This is a genomic window from Streptomyces cacaoi (genome assembly GCF_006539165.1).
GTDB classification, from domain to species: Bacteria; Actinomycetota; Actinomycetes; order Streptomycetales; family Streptomycetaceae; genus Streptomyces; species Streptomyces cacaoi.
In genome coordinates this window covers 82876-99098 of record NZ_BJMM01000019.1, presented here as the reverse complement: position 1 = coordinate 99098, position 16223 = coordinate 82876, and the positions used below count along the sequence as shown (strand labels likewise).

General features: G+C 75.5%; 14 protein-coding genes. 13 read left to right on the top strand and 1 reads right to left on the bottom strand.

Annotated elements, in window-relative coordinates; genetic code table 11:
• Positions 1–120: 120 nt before the first annotated feature.
• The 13 genes from SCA03_RS18880 to SCA03_RS18825 all read left to right on the top strand — a co-directional run bounded on the left by SCA03_RS18880 (position 121) and on the right by SCA03_RS18825 (position 14540).
• Entirely contained in the window at positions 121–486 is a 366-nt protein-coding gene (locus SCA03_RS18880) for a hypothetical protein (RefSeq protein ID WP_141275516.1), read from the top strand.
• Between the two features lie 58 nt (positions 487–544).
• Positions 545–1165: a carbonic anhydrase gene (locus tag SCA03_RS18875; protein WP_086814269.1), complete on the top strand. Its 621-nt coding sequence runs from the start codon at positions 545–547 to the stop codon at positions 1163–1165.
• Between the two features lie 8 nt (positions 1166–1173).
• Positions 1174–2691 carry a SulP family inorganic anion transporter gene (locus SCA03_RS18870; protein WP_086814267.1) on the top strand — a complete coding sequence of 506 codons (1518 nt, stop codon included), beginning with the start codon at positions 1174–1176 and terminating at the stop codon, positions 2689–2691.
• A gap of 415 nt (positions 2692–3106) precedes the next feature.
• A complete protein-coding gene (locus SCA03_RS18865) occupies positions 3107–4486 on the top strand; it encodes a family 2B encapsulin nanocompartment shell protein (RefSeq protein ID WP_086814266.1) in 1380 nt (459 codons plus the stop codon).
• Positions 4473–5906 carry a SufS family cysteine desulfurase gene (locus SCA03_RS18860; RefSeq protein WP_086814264.1) on the top strand — a complete coding sequence of 478 codons (1434 nt, stop codon included), beginning with the start codon at positions 4473–4475 and terminating at the stop codon, positions 5904–5906. Before SCA03_RS18865 ends, SCA03_RS18860 begins: the two co-directional genes overlap by 14 nt.
• Before the next feature lie 410 nt (positions 5907–6316).
• Positions 6317–7252, top strand: coding sequence for a helix-turn-helix domain-containing protein (locus SCA03_RS35770; RefSeq protein WP_141275515.1), 936 nt, complete (start codon positions 6317–6319; stop codon positions 7250–7252).
• A gap of 80 nt (positions 7253–7332) precedes the next feature.
• Positions 7333–7554: a hypothetical protein gene (locus SCA03_RS35160; RefSeq protein WP_143665225.1), complete on the top strand. Its 222-nt coding sequence runs from the start codon at positions 7333–7335 to the stop codon at positions 7552–7554.
• Positions 7555–7556: 2 nt separating this feature from the next.
• Complete coding sequence (locus SCA03_RS18850; RefSeq protein WP_230988805.1) at positions 7557–7850, top strand: hypothetical protein; 294 nt, start codon at positions 7557–7559, stop codon at positions 7848–7850.
• Positions 7851–7907: 57 nt separating this feature from the next.
• Complete coding sequence (locus SCA03_RS18845) at positions 7908–9200, top strand: glycosyltransferase (protein WP_174864501.1); 1293 nt, start codon at positions 7908–7910, stop codon at positions 9198–9200.
• A gap of 200 nt (positions 9201–9400) precedes the next feature.
• Complete coding sequence (locus SCA03_RS18840; protein WP_141275514.1) at positions 9401–10525, top strand: aminoglycoside 6-adenylyltransferase; 1125 nt, start codon at positions 9401–9403, stop codon at positions 10523–10525.
• On the top strand, positions 10522–10878 hold the full coding sequence (locus tag SCA03_RS18835; protein ID WP_030876833.1) for an ArsR/SmtB family transcription factor: 357 nt from the start codon (positions 10522–10524) through the stop codon (positions 10876–10878). Before SCA03_RS18840 ends, SCA03_RS18835 begins: the two co-directional genes overlap by 4 nt.
• Complete coding sequence (locus SCA03_RS18830; RefSeq protein WP_107429113.1) at positions 10862–13831, top strand: HAD-IC family P-type ATPase; 2970 nt, start codon at positions 10862–10864, stop codon at positions 13829–13831. The genes SCA03_RS18835 and SCA03_RS18830 overlap by 17 nt, the downstream gene beginning before the upstream one ends.
• Complete coding sequence (locus SCA03_RS18825; RefSeq protein WP_230988804.1) at positions 13824–14540, top strand: lytic transglycosylase domain-containing protein; 717 nt, start codon at positions 13824–13826, stop codon at positions 14538–14540. The genes SCA03_RS18830 and SCA03_RS18825 overlap by 8 nt, the downstream gene beginning before the upstream one ends.
• A 177-nt stretch (positions 14541–14717) precedes the next feature.
• Here SCA03_RS18825 and SCA03_RS18820 read toward each other — a convergent pair whose 3' ends face one another.
• Complete coding sequence (locus SCA03_RS18820; RefSeq protein ID WP_030876826.1) at positions 14718–16214, bottom strand: LCP family protein; 1497 nt, start codon at positions 16212–16214, stop codon at positions 14718–14720.
• Positions 16215–16223: the final 9 nt, after the last annotated feature.

Sequence of the window (16223 nt, the reverse complement as noted above, 5' to 3'; positions counted from 1 at the left end):
CGCCGCGAACCGACACAAGCGGTGGGTCAGCATGGAGTCGACCAGCGACACCCGCCGACGCGGTGCCACCGGCGCCGGCCGTCCACGACCAGCGCACGGAGGGGGAGGATGCACCGCAGCGTGACCGCGCGGCCATGGGCACACGCCGTCGCGCTCGTGGTGGGCCTCCTGCTCGCCGTGTGCACCATGGCCGCCTCCGGCCCGGCCTCCACAACCGAGTCCGTGCGCTCCGCCGCCACGCAGCAGAGCGCGGGGCCGAGCACCTCCGAGCACGAGGACGGGCCCGTCGACTGCCGGGGCCGCCGCTCGGCGCGTGCCCTCACCTCGCCGCCCGCACCGGTCGAACGCCCGGTGCTGCACACCGAACCGGCTCCCCGGGAGGACCCGGCACGGCGGCACGCGCCCTTCCCGGGGCTGGGCTGCGGCGGGCTGCCGTGGCACAGACAGGTCGAGGTCCCCGTACTGCACCAGGTGTTCCGACTGTGAGCACGGCCGCCCGGCCGTGACATCCATCAGTCGAGACCCGAGCGAGGTGTGACTCCTCATGCAGTCCCTCATTCCGCATACCCGTGCCTTCTCCGCCCGCATCCGCGACCGCGCGGACGAGCGGACCCGCTTCGGCCGCCTGGCGCAGGGCCAGTCGCCGGAGGCCCTGTTCATCACCTGTTCCGATTCCCGGGTCGTGCCGGCGCTGTTCACCGGGGCCGAGCCCGGCCAGCTGTTCGAGCTGCGCACGGCGGGCAACGCCGTACCGCCCTATCCGCGCTCCGGCGCACCCAGCGGCGAGGCCGCGACCATCGAGTACGCGGTGTGTGTGCTCGGCGTGCCCGAGGTCGTCGTGTGCGGGCACTCGCACTGCGGGGCCGTGGGCGCCCGGGTGCGCGGTGACGACCTGGCGGAGCTGCCCGCCGTCGCGGGATGGCTGGCCGCCCAGCTGCCGCCCGGCGCCGAACTGGCGGCCGGCGAGGACGAGTCGGCGCAGGCGGATGTGTCCGCTGCGGTGCAGCGGCATGTGCGCACCCAGCTGGCACGGCTGCGCGCCTACCCCTGTGTCGCGGAGCGGGAGGAGGCCGGGCGGCTGACGCTGCGCGGCTGGTTCTACGCCGTCGACACCGGGCTCGTCCTCGAACACCGGGCCGACGTCGACGCCTTCCTTCCGCTGTGAGGCCCGCCATGACACCGACTCCACAGCGCCCGGAGCGCACCGGGCGGCTGAGCGCCCTGCTGCCGGACCGGCGCACGTTCCGCGCGGACTTCACCGCTTCCCTCGTCGTCTTCCTGGTCGCGCTGCCGCTGTGCGTGGGCGTGGCCGTCGCCTCCGGGGTACCGGCCGAACTCGGCCTGGTCACCGGCATCGTGGGCGGGCTGGTCACCGGCTTCCTGCCCGGCAGCAGCCTCCAGGTCAGCGGGCCGGCGGCCGGTCTGACCGTCCTGGTGTACGAGGCCGTACAGACCCACGGGCTCGCCGCACTCGGCGTGCTCGTGCTGGCGGCCGGGGTGCTCCAGCTGGCCATGGGGGCGCTGCGGCTGGGCCGCTGGTTCCGGGCGATCTCCGTCTCCGTCGTCCAGGGCATGCTCGCCGGTATCGGACTGGTGCTGATCGCCGGGCAGTTGTACGCCCTCGCCGACGCGGAGGCACCCGGCAGCGGCCCCGCCAAGATCCTCGGCCTGGGGCGCCTCGTCCTGGACACCGCCGGGGACACCGGGGCGCTCACCGCGCTCGCCGTCGGCGCCGGCACCGTGGCGGTGCTCGTCCTGTGGCCCCGGTGGCGGGCCGGCGCCCGTGCGGTGCCCGGCCCGCTGGCCGCCGTACTGCTGGCCACGGCGGTGACCGCCGGCTTCGGGCTGCCCATCGCCCGGGTCGAGGTGCAGGGCCTGTTCGAGGCCGTGCAACCGCCCGCGCTCGGCGAGTTCGGCGGTCTGGCCTCGGGCGCGATGCTCGGCACCGTGCTGGCGTTCACGCTGATCGCCTCCGCCGAGTCGCTGTTCAGCGCCGCGGCCGTGGACCGGCTGCACAACGGCCGCCGCACCGACTACGACAAGGAGCTGATGGCACAGGGCGCCGGCAACGCCGTGTGCGGGGTGCTCGGCGCGCTGCCCATGACGGCGGTGATCGTCCGCAGTTCGGCGAACGTCTCGGCCGGGGCCCGGACGAAGGCGTCCCGCGTGCTGCACGGGGTGTGGCTGCTGCTGTTCGCCGCGGCGCTGCCCGCGGTGCTGGAGCTGATACCCCTCTCGGCGCTCGCGGGTGTCCTGGTGCACGCGGGCTGGAAGTTGATCCCGCTGCGGCAGCTGCGCCCGATGTGGCGTGAGCACCGGGCGGAGGCCGTCATCCTCGCGGTGACCGCGCTGGCCATCGTGCTGACCGACATGTTCCAGGGCGTGCTGCTCGGGCTGCTGGCCTCCGTGGTCAAGACGGCCTGGGAGACCTCGCACGTCCATGTGGAGACCGAGGATCCGGGCGACGACGAGCCGTTGCGCGTCCGGGTGCTGGGCAACGCCACCTTCCTGCGACTGCCCAGGCTCCAGGACCAGTTGGACGCGCTGCCCGCCGACCGGCGTGTGGAGCTGCATCTGGACGGCCTGCGGCACATGGACCACGCCTGCGGGCTGGCCCTGTCCACCTGGGAGGAGCAGCACAACCGGCTCGTCGCGGCGCGGACCCCCGCGCCCGAGCCGGCGGCGGGGTGACCGGGCCGACCCGGCCCCGGCGGTACGCGCCCCGTCGCGCGTACCGCCGTCTCCTCGCTCCTCTATTCGAAAGGAGGAACATTTCTTCGCGAATAGAAACCAGCCGTTGTGATGAAAGCATTAGGGAATCCCTGGTTCCGGATAGCACTCTTTCCCGTCGCGCCGAATGACCGGTGACCAGCGAGAAAAGGGAACTCGAACAACGGTTCCTGGAACAGTCCACGCCGAACCGATGGTTTTTCGTCATTCGCCCGCTCCACGCTTGTTGCAGCCGGGAGCGGGGCACACGACGATCTCCCGTTGTTCCGTACTTCACCTCACCCCCGTGCCCACGGAATGCGCCGCGCCCGGCGCCCATGCCCCGGCGCGCGCATTTCCGTGGGCGCCGGGTGAGCGCAATTCCGAGGAGAACCACGTGACCGACCGGACCAGTCTGGCCCCGGGTGCCGCACGGCAGTTGGCGACCGCCACCAAGACCAGCCCGCAGATGCGCGGCATTTCCCCGCGCTATCTGCTGCGTGCACTGCCGTGGGTCGACATCGACTCCGGTGTCTACCGCGTCAACCGCCGGCGCACCTACACGGTCGGCGACGACCGGATCGGGACCTACACCGAAGGCGGCGCGGCCCGCGTCATCCCCGGCGACCTCCGCGAACTGCCGTACCTGCGCCCCGCGGACGACGACGCCCTCGGCGAACTCGCCCACGCCTTCACCGAGGTGGCCTTCGAGCCCGGCGAGACGCTCGTCCAGGAGGGCGCGGACGCCGACCAGCTGTGGGTCCTCGTCCGCGGGCGCGCCGAGAAGCGGTCCACCGGCCACCACGGCGAGGACGCCCTGCTGGACGTCGTGGCCGACGGCCAGTTCTTCGACCTCGACGCCTGGACCCGCGGCGCCCCGGCGCCCTACCGGGTCCAGGCGCTCACCGCCGGCGTCGCGCTGCGCTGTCCGCGTACGGCCCTCACGGCGGTGTCCGAGCGCAACGAGACCGTACGCGCCGCCGTGGACGCCTACCTCGCCGGCAGCGAGCAGCGGGCCGGCAGCGAGGCCCCCATCGACCTGAGCGCCGACCACGTCGGAGAGCCCGAACTGCCGCGCACCTACGTCGACTTCGAGGAGGCGCCGCGCGAGTACCACATGACGCTGGCGCAGACGGTGCTGCGGGTCAACACCCGGGTCTCCGACCTGTACAACGGGCCCATCGACCAGACCAGGGCTCAGACCAACCTGACCGCGCACGCGCTGCGCGAGCAGCAGGAGTCCTCGCTGCTGCACCACCCCGAGTACGGCCTGCTGCGCAACGTCGCGCCGGACCAGCGCGTGCAGTCCCGCACCGGCGCCCCCACCCCGGACGACCTCGACGAGCTGCTCAGCCGGGTGTGGAAGCAGCCGGGCTACTTCGTGGCACACCCCCGGGCCATTGCCGCCTTCGGCCGGGAGTGCACCCGCAGGGGCGTGCCGCCGGTCATCGACACCCGGTTCGGCAGCCCGCTGCTGACCTGGCGCGGTGTGCCGCTCCTGCCCTCCGACAAGATGCGCTTCTCCGGCGCGGGCACCGGCACCACCGAGATCCTGCTGATGCGCGTCGGCGAGGCCGAGCAGGGCGTGGTCGGGCTGCGCCCCTCGAAGGTGGACGACGAGATCGAACCGGGCCTGGCCGTGCGGAACATGGGCGTCGACCACCGCGGTGTCACCTCGTACCTGATGACGGCGTACTTCAACGCCGCCGTGCTCGTCGAGGACGCCGTCGCCGTGCTCCAGAACGTCGGGGTGGCGCACCACTATGACTACGCCTGAGCCCGACGCGCTGCTGCGGCCGGGGCCGTCGCCCGCCGGGCCCCTGCCCGGGTGGCCGGCGGGCACGAGCACACCGCAGCCGGCGGCGCCCGGCGGCACCACCCGGCGGGGCGGACGCACCAACGGCTTCTCCCCCGAGGCCGCGCGCGCCGAGTTCCCCGTACTGCACCGCACGGTGAACGGGCAGCCGCTGGCCTGGTTGGACAACGGGGCCACCACGCAGAAGCCCCGCGCGGTGATCGAGGCGCTGACCGGCTACTACAGCCACGGCAACTCCAACATCCACCGGGGTGCGCACACCATGGCGCGGGAGGCGACCGCGGCGTACGAGGGCGGCCGTGCGGCGGTGGCCGAGCTGCTGAACGCCCCCGGCACGGAGAGCATCGTCTTCACCCGGGGCACCACCGAGGCGATCAACCTCGTCGCCCAGACCTGGGGACGCGACCGGCTCGGGCCGGGGGACGACATCCTGGTGCCGGTGCTGGAGCACCACTCCAACATCGTTCCCTGGCAGATGCTCTCCCGGCAGACCCGGGCGCGCGTGGTGCCGGTGCCGCTGCTGCCGGACGGACGGATCGACCAGGACGCGTACGCGGACCTGCTGTCCCTGCGGACGCAGCTGGTGGTGCTCAGCCATGTCTCCAACGTGCTGGGCACCGTCCAGCCCGTGCGGGAGATGACGGCGCTGGCCCACAGGTACGGCGCGAAGGTGCTGGTGGACGGGGCGCAGGCGGTCGCACACCTGCCGGTCGATGTGACCGACCTGGACGTGGACTTCTACGTCTTCTCCGGGCACAAGGTGTTCGCACCCACCGGGATCGGCGCGCTGTACGCCAAGCCGGAGCTGCTGGCCGAACTGCCGCCGTGGCAGGGCGGCGGCAACATGATCGAGTCCGTCACCTTCGACGACACGACGTTCGCGCCGGCCCCGCACCGCCTGGAGGCGGGAACGGGTCATATCGCGGGCGCCGTGGGCCTGTTGGCCGCGCTGGAGTGGCTGACCTCCCTCGACCGGGAGGGCGTCGCCGCGCACGAGGAGCAGCTCACCGCGTACGCCGAGCAGGCGCTCGGCACCGTGCCCGGCCTGGAGCTGCTGGGCTCCGCGCCGGGGCGGGTCGCGGTGCTGACCTTCACGCTGGCCGGGCACGACCCGGCCGAGATCGCCGACCGGCTCGACCAGGACGGCATCGCCGTCCGCGCGGGACACCACTGCGCCCAGCCCTCGCTGGCGCACTACGGCGTCCAGAGCGCGACCCGTGCGTCGCTGGCCCTGTACAACACCGTCGAGGACATCGACCGGCTGGTGGCCTCGCTGCACGGCCTGACCGGCGGGACCCCCGCGCAGGCCGGGAGCCTGGCGGAGGCCGGGAGCCGGGCGGCGGACGCAGGGAGCCTGACCGGCCGCGTGCCCGGGCTGTGAGGTCGGGGCTGCCGTGACCGGTGCGGGGCTGCCGTGACCGGTCGGATCGACGCGCCGAACACGCTGTTCGGCGTGGTCATGCCGGGCCGGGGGCACGCGCCGGCCGCGCTGTTCGGCGCCCCGCGTTCTCCCACGGTCCCCGGCCCGGCATCCGTCCACCCGCCACGGCCGCTTCCGGCCACCCGCCACGGCCGCTTCCGGCCGACCCCGGCGGGTCCCGGCCCGCTCGGGACGGCCCCGTCCGACGCTGTCCACCTCCGGACGGCAACGAACAGCGTCGGACGGGGGCCGGACGGAGCCGGGCGGCGCAGCGTCCCCGTCGGGCAACCGCCCGCCCCCGCGCCCGCGTCCACCTGCACGGACGGGCCCGCGGGGGCGGGTGCGGTGTGTGCGGACGGCGGGAGGGTGCGATGGCGGGGCATCAGCTCACGAGGGCGGTGACGGTGGGCCCTGCGCAGGGCTCGTTGCCGTGTGCCGCGAGCCCCGTCTGCGTCCGCCCGGCGGCCCGCGCGGTGCCCACGGACGGCGCCGCGACCGTGCCCGCCGCGCCGCCGGGGCCGCTCGTCGGCTACCGGGAACCGGTCGAAGAGGGCGTGCTGGTACGGAGGTTCCCGTCCTCGCGGGTGCTGCTCGTCGTGGCGTTCGGCGACCCGGTGCGGGTGGGCGCCGACGGCGATGCCCCGGCCCGTCCGCTGCACTCGCTGGTGGCCGGGCTCCAGGAGGAGACGCGGGTGCTCGGCGTCGGCGGCAGCCAGCACGGCGTGCGGCTGTGGCTGAGCCCGCTGACGGCGTACTCGCTGCTGGGCGCGCCCATGCACCTGGTGAGCAACGCCTACACGGAGCTGGCGGACCTGTGGGGACCACGCTCGGCCCGGCTGACCGAACAACTGGCGGCGGCCGAGGACTGGGCGGCCCGGTTCGCGCTGCTCACCTCGGCGCTGGCCCGGCTGCGCGCCGAGGGGCCGCAGCCGGATCCGGCGGTGGCGTCCGCGTGGCGGCAGTTGACCGCGACGGCGGGCACCGCACGGGTCGGTGCGCTCGCCGAGCGGGTGGGGGTGAGCAGACGTCACCTCGTCCGCCGGTTCCGGCAGCAGGTCGGGCTGCCGCCCAAGACCGTCGCCCGGCTGCTGCGCTTCGAGCGCGCCGGGGCCCTGCTGCGCTCCGGAGGCCGCACCCTCGCGGAGGTCGCGGCCCAAGCCGGGTACGCCGACCAGTCCCATCTCGCCCGGGACGTACGGGAGTTCACCGGCGTCCCGGCGGGCGAGCTGACCGCACTGCTGCGTCCCGCCGCCCCGCCCCCGCCGACGGGTCCGCCCGCCGTCGCGGGCCGGGTCGTGTCCGCATAGCCCCGGCTCCCGTCGGGGCACCGGCGCGAGGTCCCATTCGTTCAAGCCGCCCGGCCGGGACCGCTCCTACTTTTCCGGGCATGAACACCACCGAACGCCGCACGGCACCCCCGCACACGGGCACCGCCCGGGCCCTGCCGGCCCTGTGGACCGGCCTGGCCCTCACCGTCGCCGCCACGCTCGTCCCGCTCGTCGACGCCGTGACCGCCGACATCCTCACCGACCGGCTGCACACCGTCTACGACGGCGAGATCAGCGGCCCGGAGATCGACGCCGGGAGGACGTCGTCCTTGGCTGTCTGACCGTGCTGGGTGTGCTCGCGGCCGGCTGCTGGCTGTGGGCGCTGTACGCGGCGCGGCGCGGCACGCGGCTGCTCCGCCCGGCGGCCACGGTGCTGCTCGCCCTCGGCTGGTGCGTCGCCCTCGCCGACGCGCTGATCACCGAGTACGGCGAGACCGTGCTGCCGCCGCTGTTCGGCGCGGCCGGGATCCTGCCGTGCGTCGCGGGCACCGTCGCCGTCCTCCGGCTGCGGCGGCCGGGAAGCCCCCGGGAGCGTGACCGGGACGCGCGCGGCATGACCGGGAACCCCCGGACGTGAGCGAGGGGGCTCCCGTGGCGGATCGTCACCGAGCGTGCGGTGCACGATACTTGGGGCATGCGCGTTGCGGTGATGACAGCGGGATCCCGAGGAGACATCGCCCCCTACACGGGCCTGGCGCACGCCCTGGCCGCGGCGGGACACGAGGTGACGGTCGCCACGCACGGCTCGTTCCGCCCGCTCGTGGAGGCCGCGGGGGTGGGCTTCCGTGCCCTGCCCGTCGACCCGCGGGCCGAGCTGGAGTCCGGGCGGGGCCGGGCGCTGCACGACACCGCGAGCGGGCCCGGCAAGATACTGCATCTGGTGCGGATGGCCCGGGCCGTGGTGGGCGGTATGACGGCGCCGCTGATCGCCCAGGCCCGGGAGAGCGAGGTGCTGCTGCTGTCCAGCTCGCTCGCCCCGCTCGGGCACACCATCGGCCGCGGCCTGGGCCTGCCCACGCTCGGCGCCTTCCTGCAACCCCTGCACCCCACCCGGGCGTTCGGGCCGAGCGTGCTGGGGCCGCGCTCCTGGGGACCGACGGGCAATCTGCTGGCCGGGCACCTGGTGAACACCGCGGTGGACCGGGTCTTCTCGGACGCGGTACGGGCCGGCGCCCGGGAGCTGGGGCTGCCGCGCCGGACGGTGCGCACCGCCCGGTACCGCAGCCGGGAGCGCGAACGGCTGCCGGTGCTGCACGGCTTCAGCCCCCTGGTGGTGCCCCGGCCCCGGGACTGGCGGCCCGGTCTGACGATCGGCGGCTACTGGTGGCCGCACGACCCGCCGGGCGCCGAACTCCCGCCCCGGGTACGGGACTTCCTGGCCGCCGGGCCACCGCCGGTCTTCCTCGGCCTGGGCAGCGCCACCGTGCCGGACCGGGAGCGCACCAGCGCGCTGCTGGTACGCGCCGTCCGCAAGGCCGGGCTGCGCGGCATCGTCCAGCGCGGCTGGGCCGGACTGGACGGCGCCGCCGGGGCCGACGGTGGCACCGGGACCGGCGGGGGCGCGGACGATCTGCTCACCGTCGACGAGGTGCCGCACGCGCTGCTCTTCCCGCACATGGCCGCCGTCGTCCACCACTGCGGGGCCGGAACGACGGCCGCCGGGCTGCGTGCCGGTGTCCCGGCGGTGCCGATGCCGGTGCAGTTCGACGGCGGCTTCTGGGCGGCGCGGCTGACGGCGCTGGGCGTGGCACCCGCCGTCGTCCCGCTCCGGCAGCTGACCGTGGACCGGCTGGCCGCCGCCCTGACCGCGGCCGTCCGCGAACCCCGCTACGCCCGGCAGGCGGCGCGGCTGGCGGAGCGGCTGCGCGCCGAGGACGGGGTCGCGCCGGTGCTGGCGGCGCTGCGTGCACACGAGCGGGCCGGCTGACGGGCGGGCGGGCCAGCGCACACGGGCGGGCGGGCTCACGTGCACACGGGCGGGCGGGCCGACCGGCCCGGCCCCGCCCGGGTACCGGTCCCGGGCGGCTACCGGGCGCGGCTGGTGGCCGGTCCCGGCCTGACCGGGTGCGGCCCCGTCGCCTCCGGGCGCACTGCCCGGCCCGGGCGGCTGCGGCTACCCTCGCAGCCATGGAAGATCCAGACGAGCTGCTCGCCGCGATCCTGGCCTGGGCCCGCGCGGACGACCGGGTCGAGGTCGTCGTACAGACCGGGTCGCGCGGACGCGGCAGCGGGGTGGACGCGTACTCCGACCTGGACATCGAGCTGATCGGCGCCCGCTGGCGCGAGCTGGTGGCCGACCCGGACTGGAGCGGGGCGTTCGCCCCCGTGCTGGTCCAGGTGGTCTCCGGCCCGGAGGACGGCGGAACGGAGGGGGACGGACCGGGGCCGGCGGACGGCACCGACGGGCACGCCCCCGCGGACGGCGACGGCGGCGGAAACGTACCCGCTGCCGCGCACGAGCAAGAGGACGAGGACGAGGACGAGGCGTGGGCCTCCCGGCTCGTCGTCTACGCGCGGGGACGCAAGGTGGACTTCTCCCTGGCCGGGCCCGAGCGGCTGGCCCGCCGCGCCCGCGGTCTGGACGCGCTCTACGAGCGCGGCTACCGGGTGCTGCTGGACAAGACGGGCGCTGCCGACGCCCTGCCCGCCGCCACCGGCCGCGCCCCCGCGCCGCCCCGGCCGGACAGGGCCGCGTTCGACGAGGCCCTCGACGAGTTCTGGTTCGAGGCCACTCAGGTCGCCGTGTATCTGGCGCGGGGCGACCTGTGGGTGGTCAAGGCCCGCGACGTCACGATGAAGGAGTACCTGCTGGAGATGCTGGAGTGGTACGCCGCGACCGAGCCCGGCCGGCCGCGCGACACCTGGCACCTCGGCCACCACATGGACCGCTGGCTGCCGCAGCGGATGTGGCGCGCCGTCCAGGAGACCTACGGCCGCTTCGACGCGGCGGACAGCCGGCGGGCGCTGCACGCCACGATCGGCGTCTTCCGCGAGGCGTCCGAGACGGTCGCGGCCCGGTGCGGCTTCCCGCCCCGCACGGAGCTGGCCGAGCAGGTGAGCGCACACATCGACCGGTTGACGGGCGACCCGGCGGACCCGGCAGACCCTGCGAACCCGGCCGACCCGGCGGACACGACCGCGACCGGCCGGGCATCGGGGACGGCAGGCCCGGCTGACACGGCAGGCACGGCAGGCACGGCAGGAAAAGCCGACGCGACGGGGACGGCCGACAGGGCGGAGGCCCGGGCGTGACGGCGGAGACGACACCGGCCGACCCGCCGGAGCAGGTGCTGACCGAGGCCGCGGCCGCCTTCGGGCTGCTGGCCTCACCGGCCCGGCTGCACCTCGTGTGGGCGCTGGCGCAGGGGGAGAGCGACGTCAGCCATCTCGCCGAGCGGGTGGGCGGCGCCCTGCCCGCGGTCAGCCAGCACCTGGCGAAGCTGAAGCTGGCCGGGCTGGTGCGCTCGCGCCGGGAGGGCCGCCGGGTGGTGTACCTGGTGGACGACCCGGACGTGGTGGACGTCGTCCGGCTGATGGTGGAGCGGCTGGCGCAGCGCACCGGCCCGGAGCACGGGGCGGGGCGGGTCCGTGGCCTCGGCGCCTGAGTCCCGGGGCACCGCCGTGCGCTCCGGCCGGCCGGCGGGGGCCGCCAGCTCCCTCCAGACGCTGCGGCTGCTGGAGAGCGGGCCGCGCGGGCTGACCGAGGCGCAGGCCGAGGAACGGCTGGTGAAACACGGCGAGAACACCGTGCCGGGCAGCCATCCGGTGCCGTGGGGGCTGCGGCTGGCGCGGGCGGTCGGTGAACCGTTCACGGCGGTGCTGCTCTGCCTGGGGCTGGTCTCGGCGGTGATCGCCTCGTGGGGCACCGCGTGTGTGATCGCGGTGCTCGTGGTGGTGAGCGCGGTGCTGCGGGCCGCGGGCGAGCGCCGTGCCGAGCGGTCCGTCGCCGCGCTCTGCGCGGTGCTGCCGCAGACGGCGACGGTGCGGCGCCGCCCGGCCGAGGGCGCGGCGCCCGTGCACCGGGAGCTTCCCGTCGACCAGCTCGTCCCCGGCGATGTCGTCCGCCTCGGCGCCGGCGATCTCGTACCGGCCGATGTGCGGCTGCTGCGCGCCAGCGGGCTGACGGTGCACCAGGCGGTGCTCAGCGGCGAGTCGGCCCCGGTCCCCAAGCACGCGGTGGACACCGGCTGCGAACGCCCCGTGGGAAACGGGGAGTTCACGGGCCCCGGGGCCCCGGACTCCGCGGATCCGGTCCCCGGGGCGAAAGGCACCGCGGACACCGGCCCCGGGATCGGGGGCGCCACGGGTCCGGGCGCCGGGGACGCCACGGAGTTCTCCGCGCCGCACCTGTGCTTCCAGGGCAGCAGCGTGGCCTCGGGCAGCGCCACCGCCGTCGTCGTCGCGACCGGCGCGCACACCCGCTTCGCGGACGCGTGGGCCACGCCACCGGGCCGCCGCCGGGGCACCTTCGACCGGTCGGTGCGCTCCGTCGCCTGGCTGCTCATCCGCTGCATGCTGCTGATCCCGCCGGTGGCGCTGCTCGCCGACGCCGCGGTGCGCGGACGGGGCCTGGAGACGCTGCCGTTCGCGGTCACCGTCGCGGTGGGGCTGACGCCGGAGATGCTGCCGGTCGTCGTCACCGCCGCGCTCGCCCGGGCCGCCGGCGGGCTGGCCCGGCGGCGCGCGGTGCTGGTGCGGCGGCTGCACGCGCTCGGCGATCTGGGCGCCGCCGGGGTGCTGTGCACCGACAAGACCGGCACGCTCACCCAGGACCGCCCCGTGCTGGAGTGCTCCCTGGCGCCGGACGGCACACCCGACGCACGTGTCGCCCAGTGGGCCGCGCTCAGCGCCTTCTGGACGCTGCACCTGGCCGAACTCCCCGTCCCCGACCCGCTGGACGAGGCCCTGCTGGACGCCACCGTGGAGCCCGACGGCCCCGCCGGCTCCGGGGACGGCGGCGGCGCGGACCTCGGCGGACTGTGGGACTGGGAGGGCGTGGCGGCCCTGCCCTTCGACCCGGTGCGCCGCCTCTCCTGCGCGGTGCTGCGCCCGCCGCACGCCGACGGGACGCCCGGCCCCGCCGCGGCCCCGCACGCACCGGAAGCGGCGGAAGCGGCGGCGGGCGGTCCCGGCGAGTACACGGCGTACGGGCCCGGCGAGTACACCGTCGTCGTCAAAGGCGCGGCGGAAGAGGTGCTGGAGCGGTGCGCGCTGGACGACGAGCGCCGGGCCGAACTCCACCGCCGGGCGGCCCTGCTGGCCGAGGACGGGCTGCGCCTGCTGGCCGTCGGTTGTGCACGCCGCCGCTCCCGGCTGGGCCCGTACGTGCCCGGCGACGAGCGCGGCCTCACCTTCCTCGGCTTCGTCGGGCTGCGTGACGCGCTCGCGCCGACGGCCGCCCGCGCCCTGGCGGGGCTGGCCCGGCAGGGCGTCGCCGTGAAGGTGCTGACGGGCGACCACCCGGGCACGGCCGCCCGCGTCTGCCGGGACCTCGGCCTGCTCGACGCCGACGGGACACCGGCGGCGGACGCCCCGTCGCAGGACGCCGGCGCCACCGGCACCGTGCGGCCCGGGGCCCCGCCCGGCGTCGTCACCGGCGCCGTCGTCGACACCCTGGACGACGACCGGCTCGCCGAGGTCGCCGCCCGCAGCACGGTGTTCGCGCGCTGCACCCCCGCACAGAAGGCCCGTGTGGTCCGCGCTCTGCGCACCCGGTCGACCACCGGGTTCCTGGGCGACGGCGTCAACGACCTGGCCGCGCTGCACGCGGCGGACATCGGCCTGTGCCCGCGCACGGCGGCGCCGGTCGCGCGGGAGGCGGCCGATGTCGTCCTCGGCGCGAAGGAGCTGACGGCGATCGAGGACGCGGTCGCGGCGGGCCGCCGCTGCGGCGGCGCGATCGCCTCGTACCTGCGGATCGTGCTCTCGTCCAACCTGGGCAACGTGCTGGCGATGCTGGTGGCGGGCGTGCTGCTGCCGTTCCTGCCGATGCTGCCCGCGCAGGTGCTGGTGCAGAACCTGTGCTTCGACGCGGCCCAGCTCGCGCTGGCCTTCGACCGGCCCGGAACCGTCGAGGGCCGGCGCCGGCCCGCCGTGCTGCGCCCCCGCGCCCTGCTCGGCTTCGTCACCGGGTTCGGCCTGCTCAACGCCGCCGCCGACGTGGCGACCTTCGCGGTGCTGGCCCTCGCCGTGCGGCACGGGACGGGCACCGACTCGGCGGCGGCCTTCCACTCGGGCTGGTTCACCGAGAACCTGCTGACCCAGGCCATGGTCATGCTGCTGCTGCGCACCGGCGGCTCCGCCGCGTACGCCCGGCGCCCGGCCCGTCCACTGCTGCTCGCGGTGGCCGGACTCGCCGCCGTGGGGCTGCTGCTGCCGCTCTCCCCGCTGGGCGCCCCGCTGGGCATGACACCGCTGCCCTGGGTGTACTACCCGATGCTGGCTCTGGTTCTGTGTGTGTACGGCGCCGCGCTGGCGCTCGCCCGGGCCGCCGGTGAGCGGCGGGCGGCCGGGGCGCGGCCCGGGCGGTACGGAAAGGGCAGGAAGAGCGATGGCTGAGGGCAGGGGCAAGGGCGCGGGCAAGGGCATGCGCTGGTGGGTGCTTCCGCTGGTGGTGCTCGTCGTGTGGGGCCTGGCCCGCGGCGGCAAGGACGACGGGGGCGAGCCGTCCGCCGGGCCCTCGGCCACGCCGTCGCCCTCGGCGTCGTCGCCGTCCGCTCCCGGCCACGGGCAGGACGACCCGGACGGCGGCGGGAAGAGCGGCTCGTCCTCCGCACGCCGGAGCGACGACCCGGCCCGGTACGCGCCGCAGGTCCGCAAGTACGCCGCCGCCGCGGGGGTGAGCCCCCGGCTGGTGATGGCGATCCTCTACAACGAGGCGTACAAGCCGCACGATCCCGAGCTGGAGCGCTCCTGGCAGCGGATGAAGCCGGACGCGGCGTTCGGCATCGCCAATATGCACCGGGCCGCGTTCGAGGCGACCCGGCGGGGCCGCGACTTCGCCGACCGCCGCTGGGACGAGCTGCCCGACGACCGCGATCTGGCCATCGAGGCGGCCGCCTGGCATCTGCACGACCTCGCCGCCCAGCTCGGCGACCGCCGCGGCGGCGGGCTGAACAAGAACGAGCTGCTCGCCCTCGGCTACAACGCCGGCGCGAGCAACATGCTGGCCTTCGCCCGGGGCGCCTCGCCCGGCAGCCAGGCCGCGTCCTACCTGGACAAGCTCCGCGGCAACTGGGACAAGGCCGCCGAGGCGCTCGACCGCTGAGGCCCGGCGCGGGGCCGGGCCCCGGCCCGCGCCGGGGAACACGGCCGCGGGGGCGGATCCCGGTCACCGGGCCGGGGCCTCGCCCGCAGATCGGTGGGCCCCCGGGCCCCCTCCGTGGGAGAGGGACCCGAGGGCATCGACGACGCCGGCCGCGTCCCCGGCCGCGAAGGTCCGGCCTCAGCCGTAGGAGAGGCCGGCGCACAGGTCGTCGTCGGCGGAGCGGGGCTTGTCCCCGTCGTCGTCGGAGTCCTTGTCGGGCGTCGAGGTCGGCCGCCCGGCCTGCGGGTTGTCGGCGTAGTCCTTGCCGACCGTGACGGTGACGCCCTGCTCCTGCCCGGCGGCGACTTCCGCGCCGGGGAACAGCCGGGCCACCTTCTCCGCCTCGGCCTTGTGCCCCTGCCCGTACTCGACCCGGGTCCCGGTGGTGGGCACGGAGGCGTTCCCGGTGTCCGTCACGGTGAACTTGCTCTCCTCCAGCGCCCCGGCCGCCCGCGCTGCCAGGCCGGTGATGCCCGTACCGTTCCGCACGGCGACCCGCACACCGGAGCCGTCGACGCTCCGTGCCGACGCCGAGGGCTCGGGCTTGCCGGACTTCTCCGGCTTGCGGCCGGCGAGCGAGCCGTCGACGGTCCGGTCGGCCCGCAGATCCGCCCAGAGCCGGTCGGCGTCCGGCTGGACGACGGCGACCCGCGCCCCCTGGTACCGCCAGGGCAGGGTGACGAACTTGGTGTCGTGCAGATCGACGTCCTTGAGGGACATGGCGAAGTCCATCATCTTCTTCGCCGTCCCCAGCCCCTCGTCGACGGTCATCGACTTGGTGGCGGCGTCGGCCAGCGGCAGCAGGGTGGTGGGGTTGAGCCCCTTGTCCTTGACCTTCTTGATGAGGCTGGAGACGAACGCCTGCTGGCGGCGGATACGGCCGATGTCGGAGCCGTCACCGATGCCGTGCCGGATCCGCACGTAGTCCAGCGCCTTCTGGCCCGAGACGGTCTGCCGCCCCTTGCTGAAGATGCGCTTGCCGCGCGAGCCCCGGTTGGGGTTGAGATCGCCCTGGTAGACATCGCCGGGCACGCACACCGGCACCCCGCCGACGGCGTCCGTCATGGCGGAGAAGCCGGCGAAGTCGACGACGACCGTGTGGTCGACGCGCAGCCCCGTCAGCTTCTCGACGGTGTTCTGGGTGCAGGCCGGATTGCCCTCCGCCGTGCTGCCCACCGTGAACGCCACGTTGAACATGGTGTTCTCGCTGCCCTTGGTCCAGCCGCCGTCGGGCAGCTTGCAGGGCGGTATGTCCACCAGCGCGTCCCGGGGGAACGAGACGGCGACGGCGTGCTGCCGGTCCTTGTAGACGTGCAGCAGGAACGCGGTGTCCGAACGCCCGACGTCCCCCTCACCGCCGCCGAACGACTTGTTCTTCCCGGACCGCGAGTCGGACCCGATGACCAGCACATTGCGGCCGCCCGCACTCGCCTCCGGCCGGTCCCGGCTGATGCCGTCGGAACCGAAGGTGCTGATATTGCCGTTGAGCTTGTGGTAATACCAGCCGCCCGCCGCGACGGCGAGGATCGCCAGGCACACCACCGTCACCCCGGCCGCGCGCAGTCGCGAGCCCCGGCTCCGGGCCCGGCGCCGTCCCGAACGCCCCCGGGCACCCGTCCTGTGGCTGCCTGCCATGCACTCCCC

Bases quoted from the DNA above. Each gene is read 5' to 3' on its own strand.
- SCA03_RS18820 (WP_030876826.1), bottom strand. From the start codon at position 16,214: ATGGCAGGCAGCCACAGGACGGGTGCCCGGGGGCGTTCGGGACGGCGC.
- SCA03_RS18875 (WP_086814269.1), top strand. From the start codon at position 545: ATGCAGTCCCTCATTCCGCATACCCGTGCCTTCTCCGCCCGCATCCGC.
- SCA03_RS18860 (WP_086814264.1), top strand. From the start codon at position 4,473: ATGACTACGCCTGAGCCCGACGCGCTGCTGCGGCCGGGGCCGTCGCCC.
- SCA03_RS35770 (WP_141275515.1), top strand. From the start codon at position 6,317: ATGGCGGGGCATCAGCTCACGAGGGCGGTGACGGTGGGCCCTGCGCAG.
- SCA03_RS35160 (WP_143665225.1), top strand. From the start codon at position 7,333: ATGAACACCACCGAACGCCGCACGGCACCCCCGCACACGGGCACCGCC.
- SCA03_RS18845 (WP_174864501.1), top strand. From the start codon at position 7,908: ATGCGCGTTGCGGTGATGACAGCGGGATCCCGAGGAGACATCGCCCCC.
- SCA03_RS18870 (WP_086814267.1), top strand. From the start codon at position 1,174: ATGACACCGACTCCACAGCGCCCGGAGCGCACCGGGCGGCTGAGCGCC.
- SCA03_RS18825 (WP_230988804.1), top strand. From the start codon at position 13,824: ATGGCTGAGGGCAGGGGCAAGGGCGCGGGCAAGGGCATGCGCTGGTGG.
- SCA03_RS18840 (WP_141275514.1), top strand. From the start codon at position 9,401: ATGGAAGATCCAGACGAGCTGCTCGCCGCGATCCTGGCCTGGGCCCGC.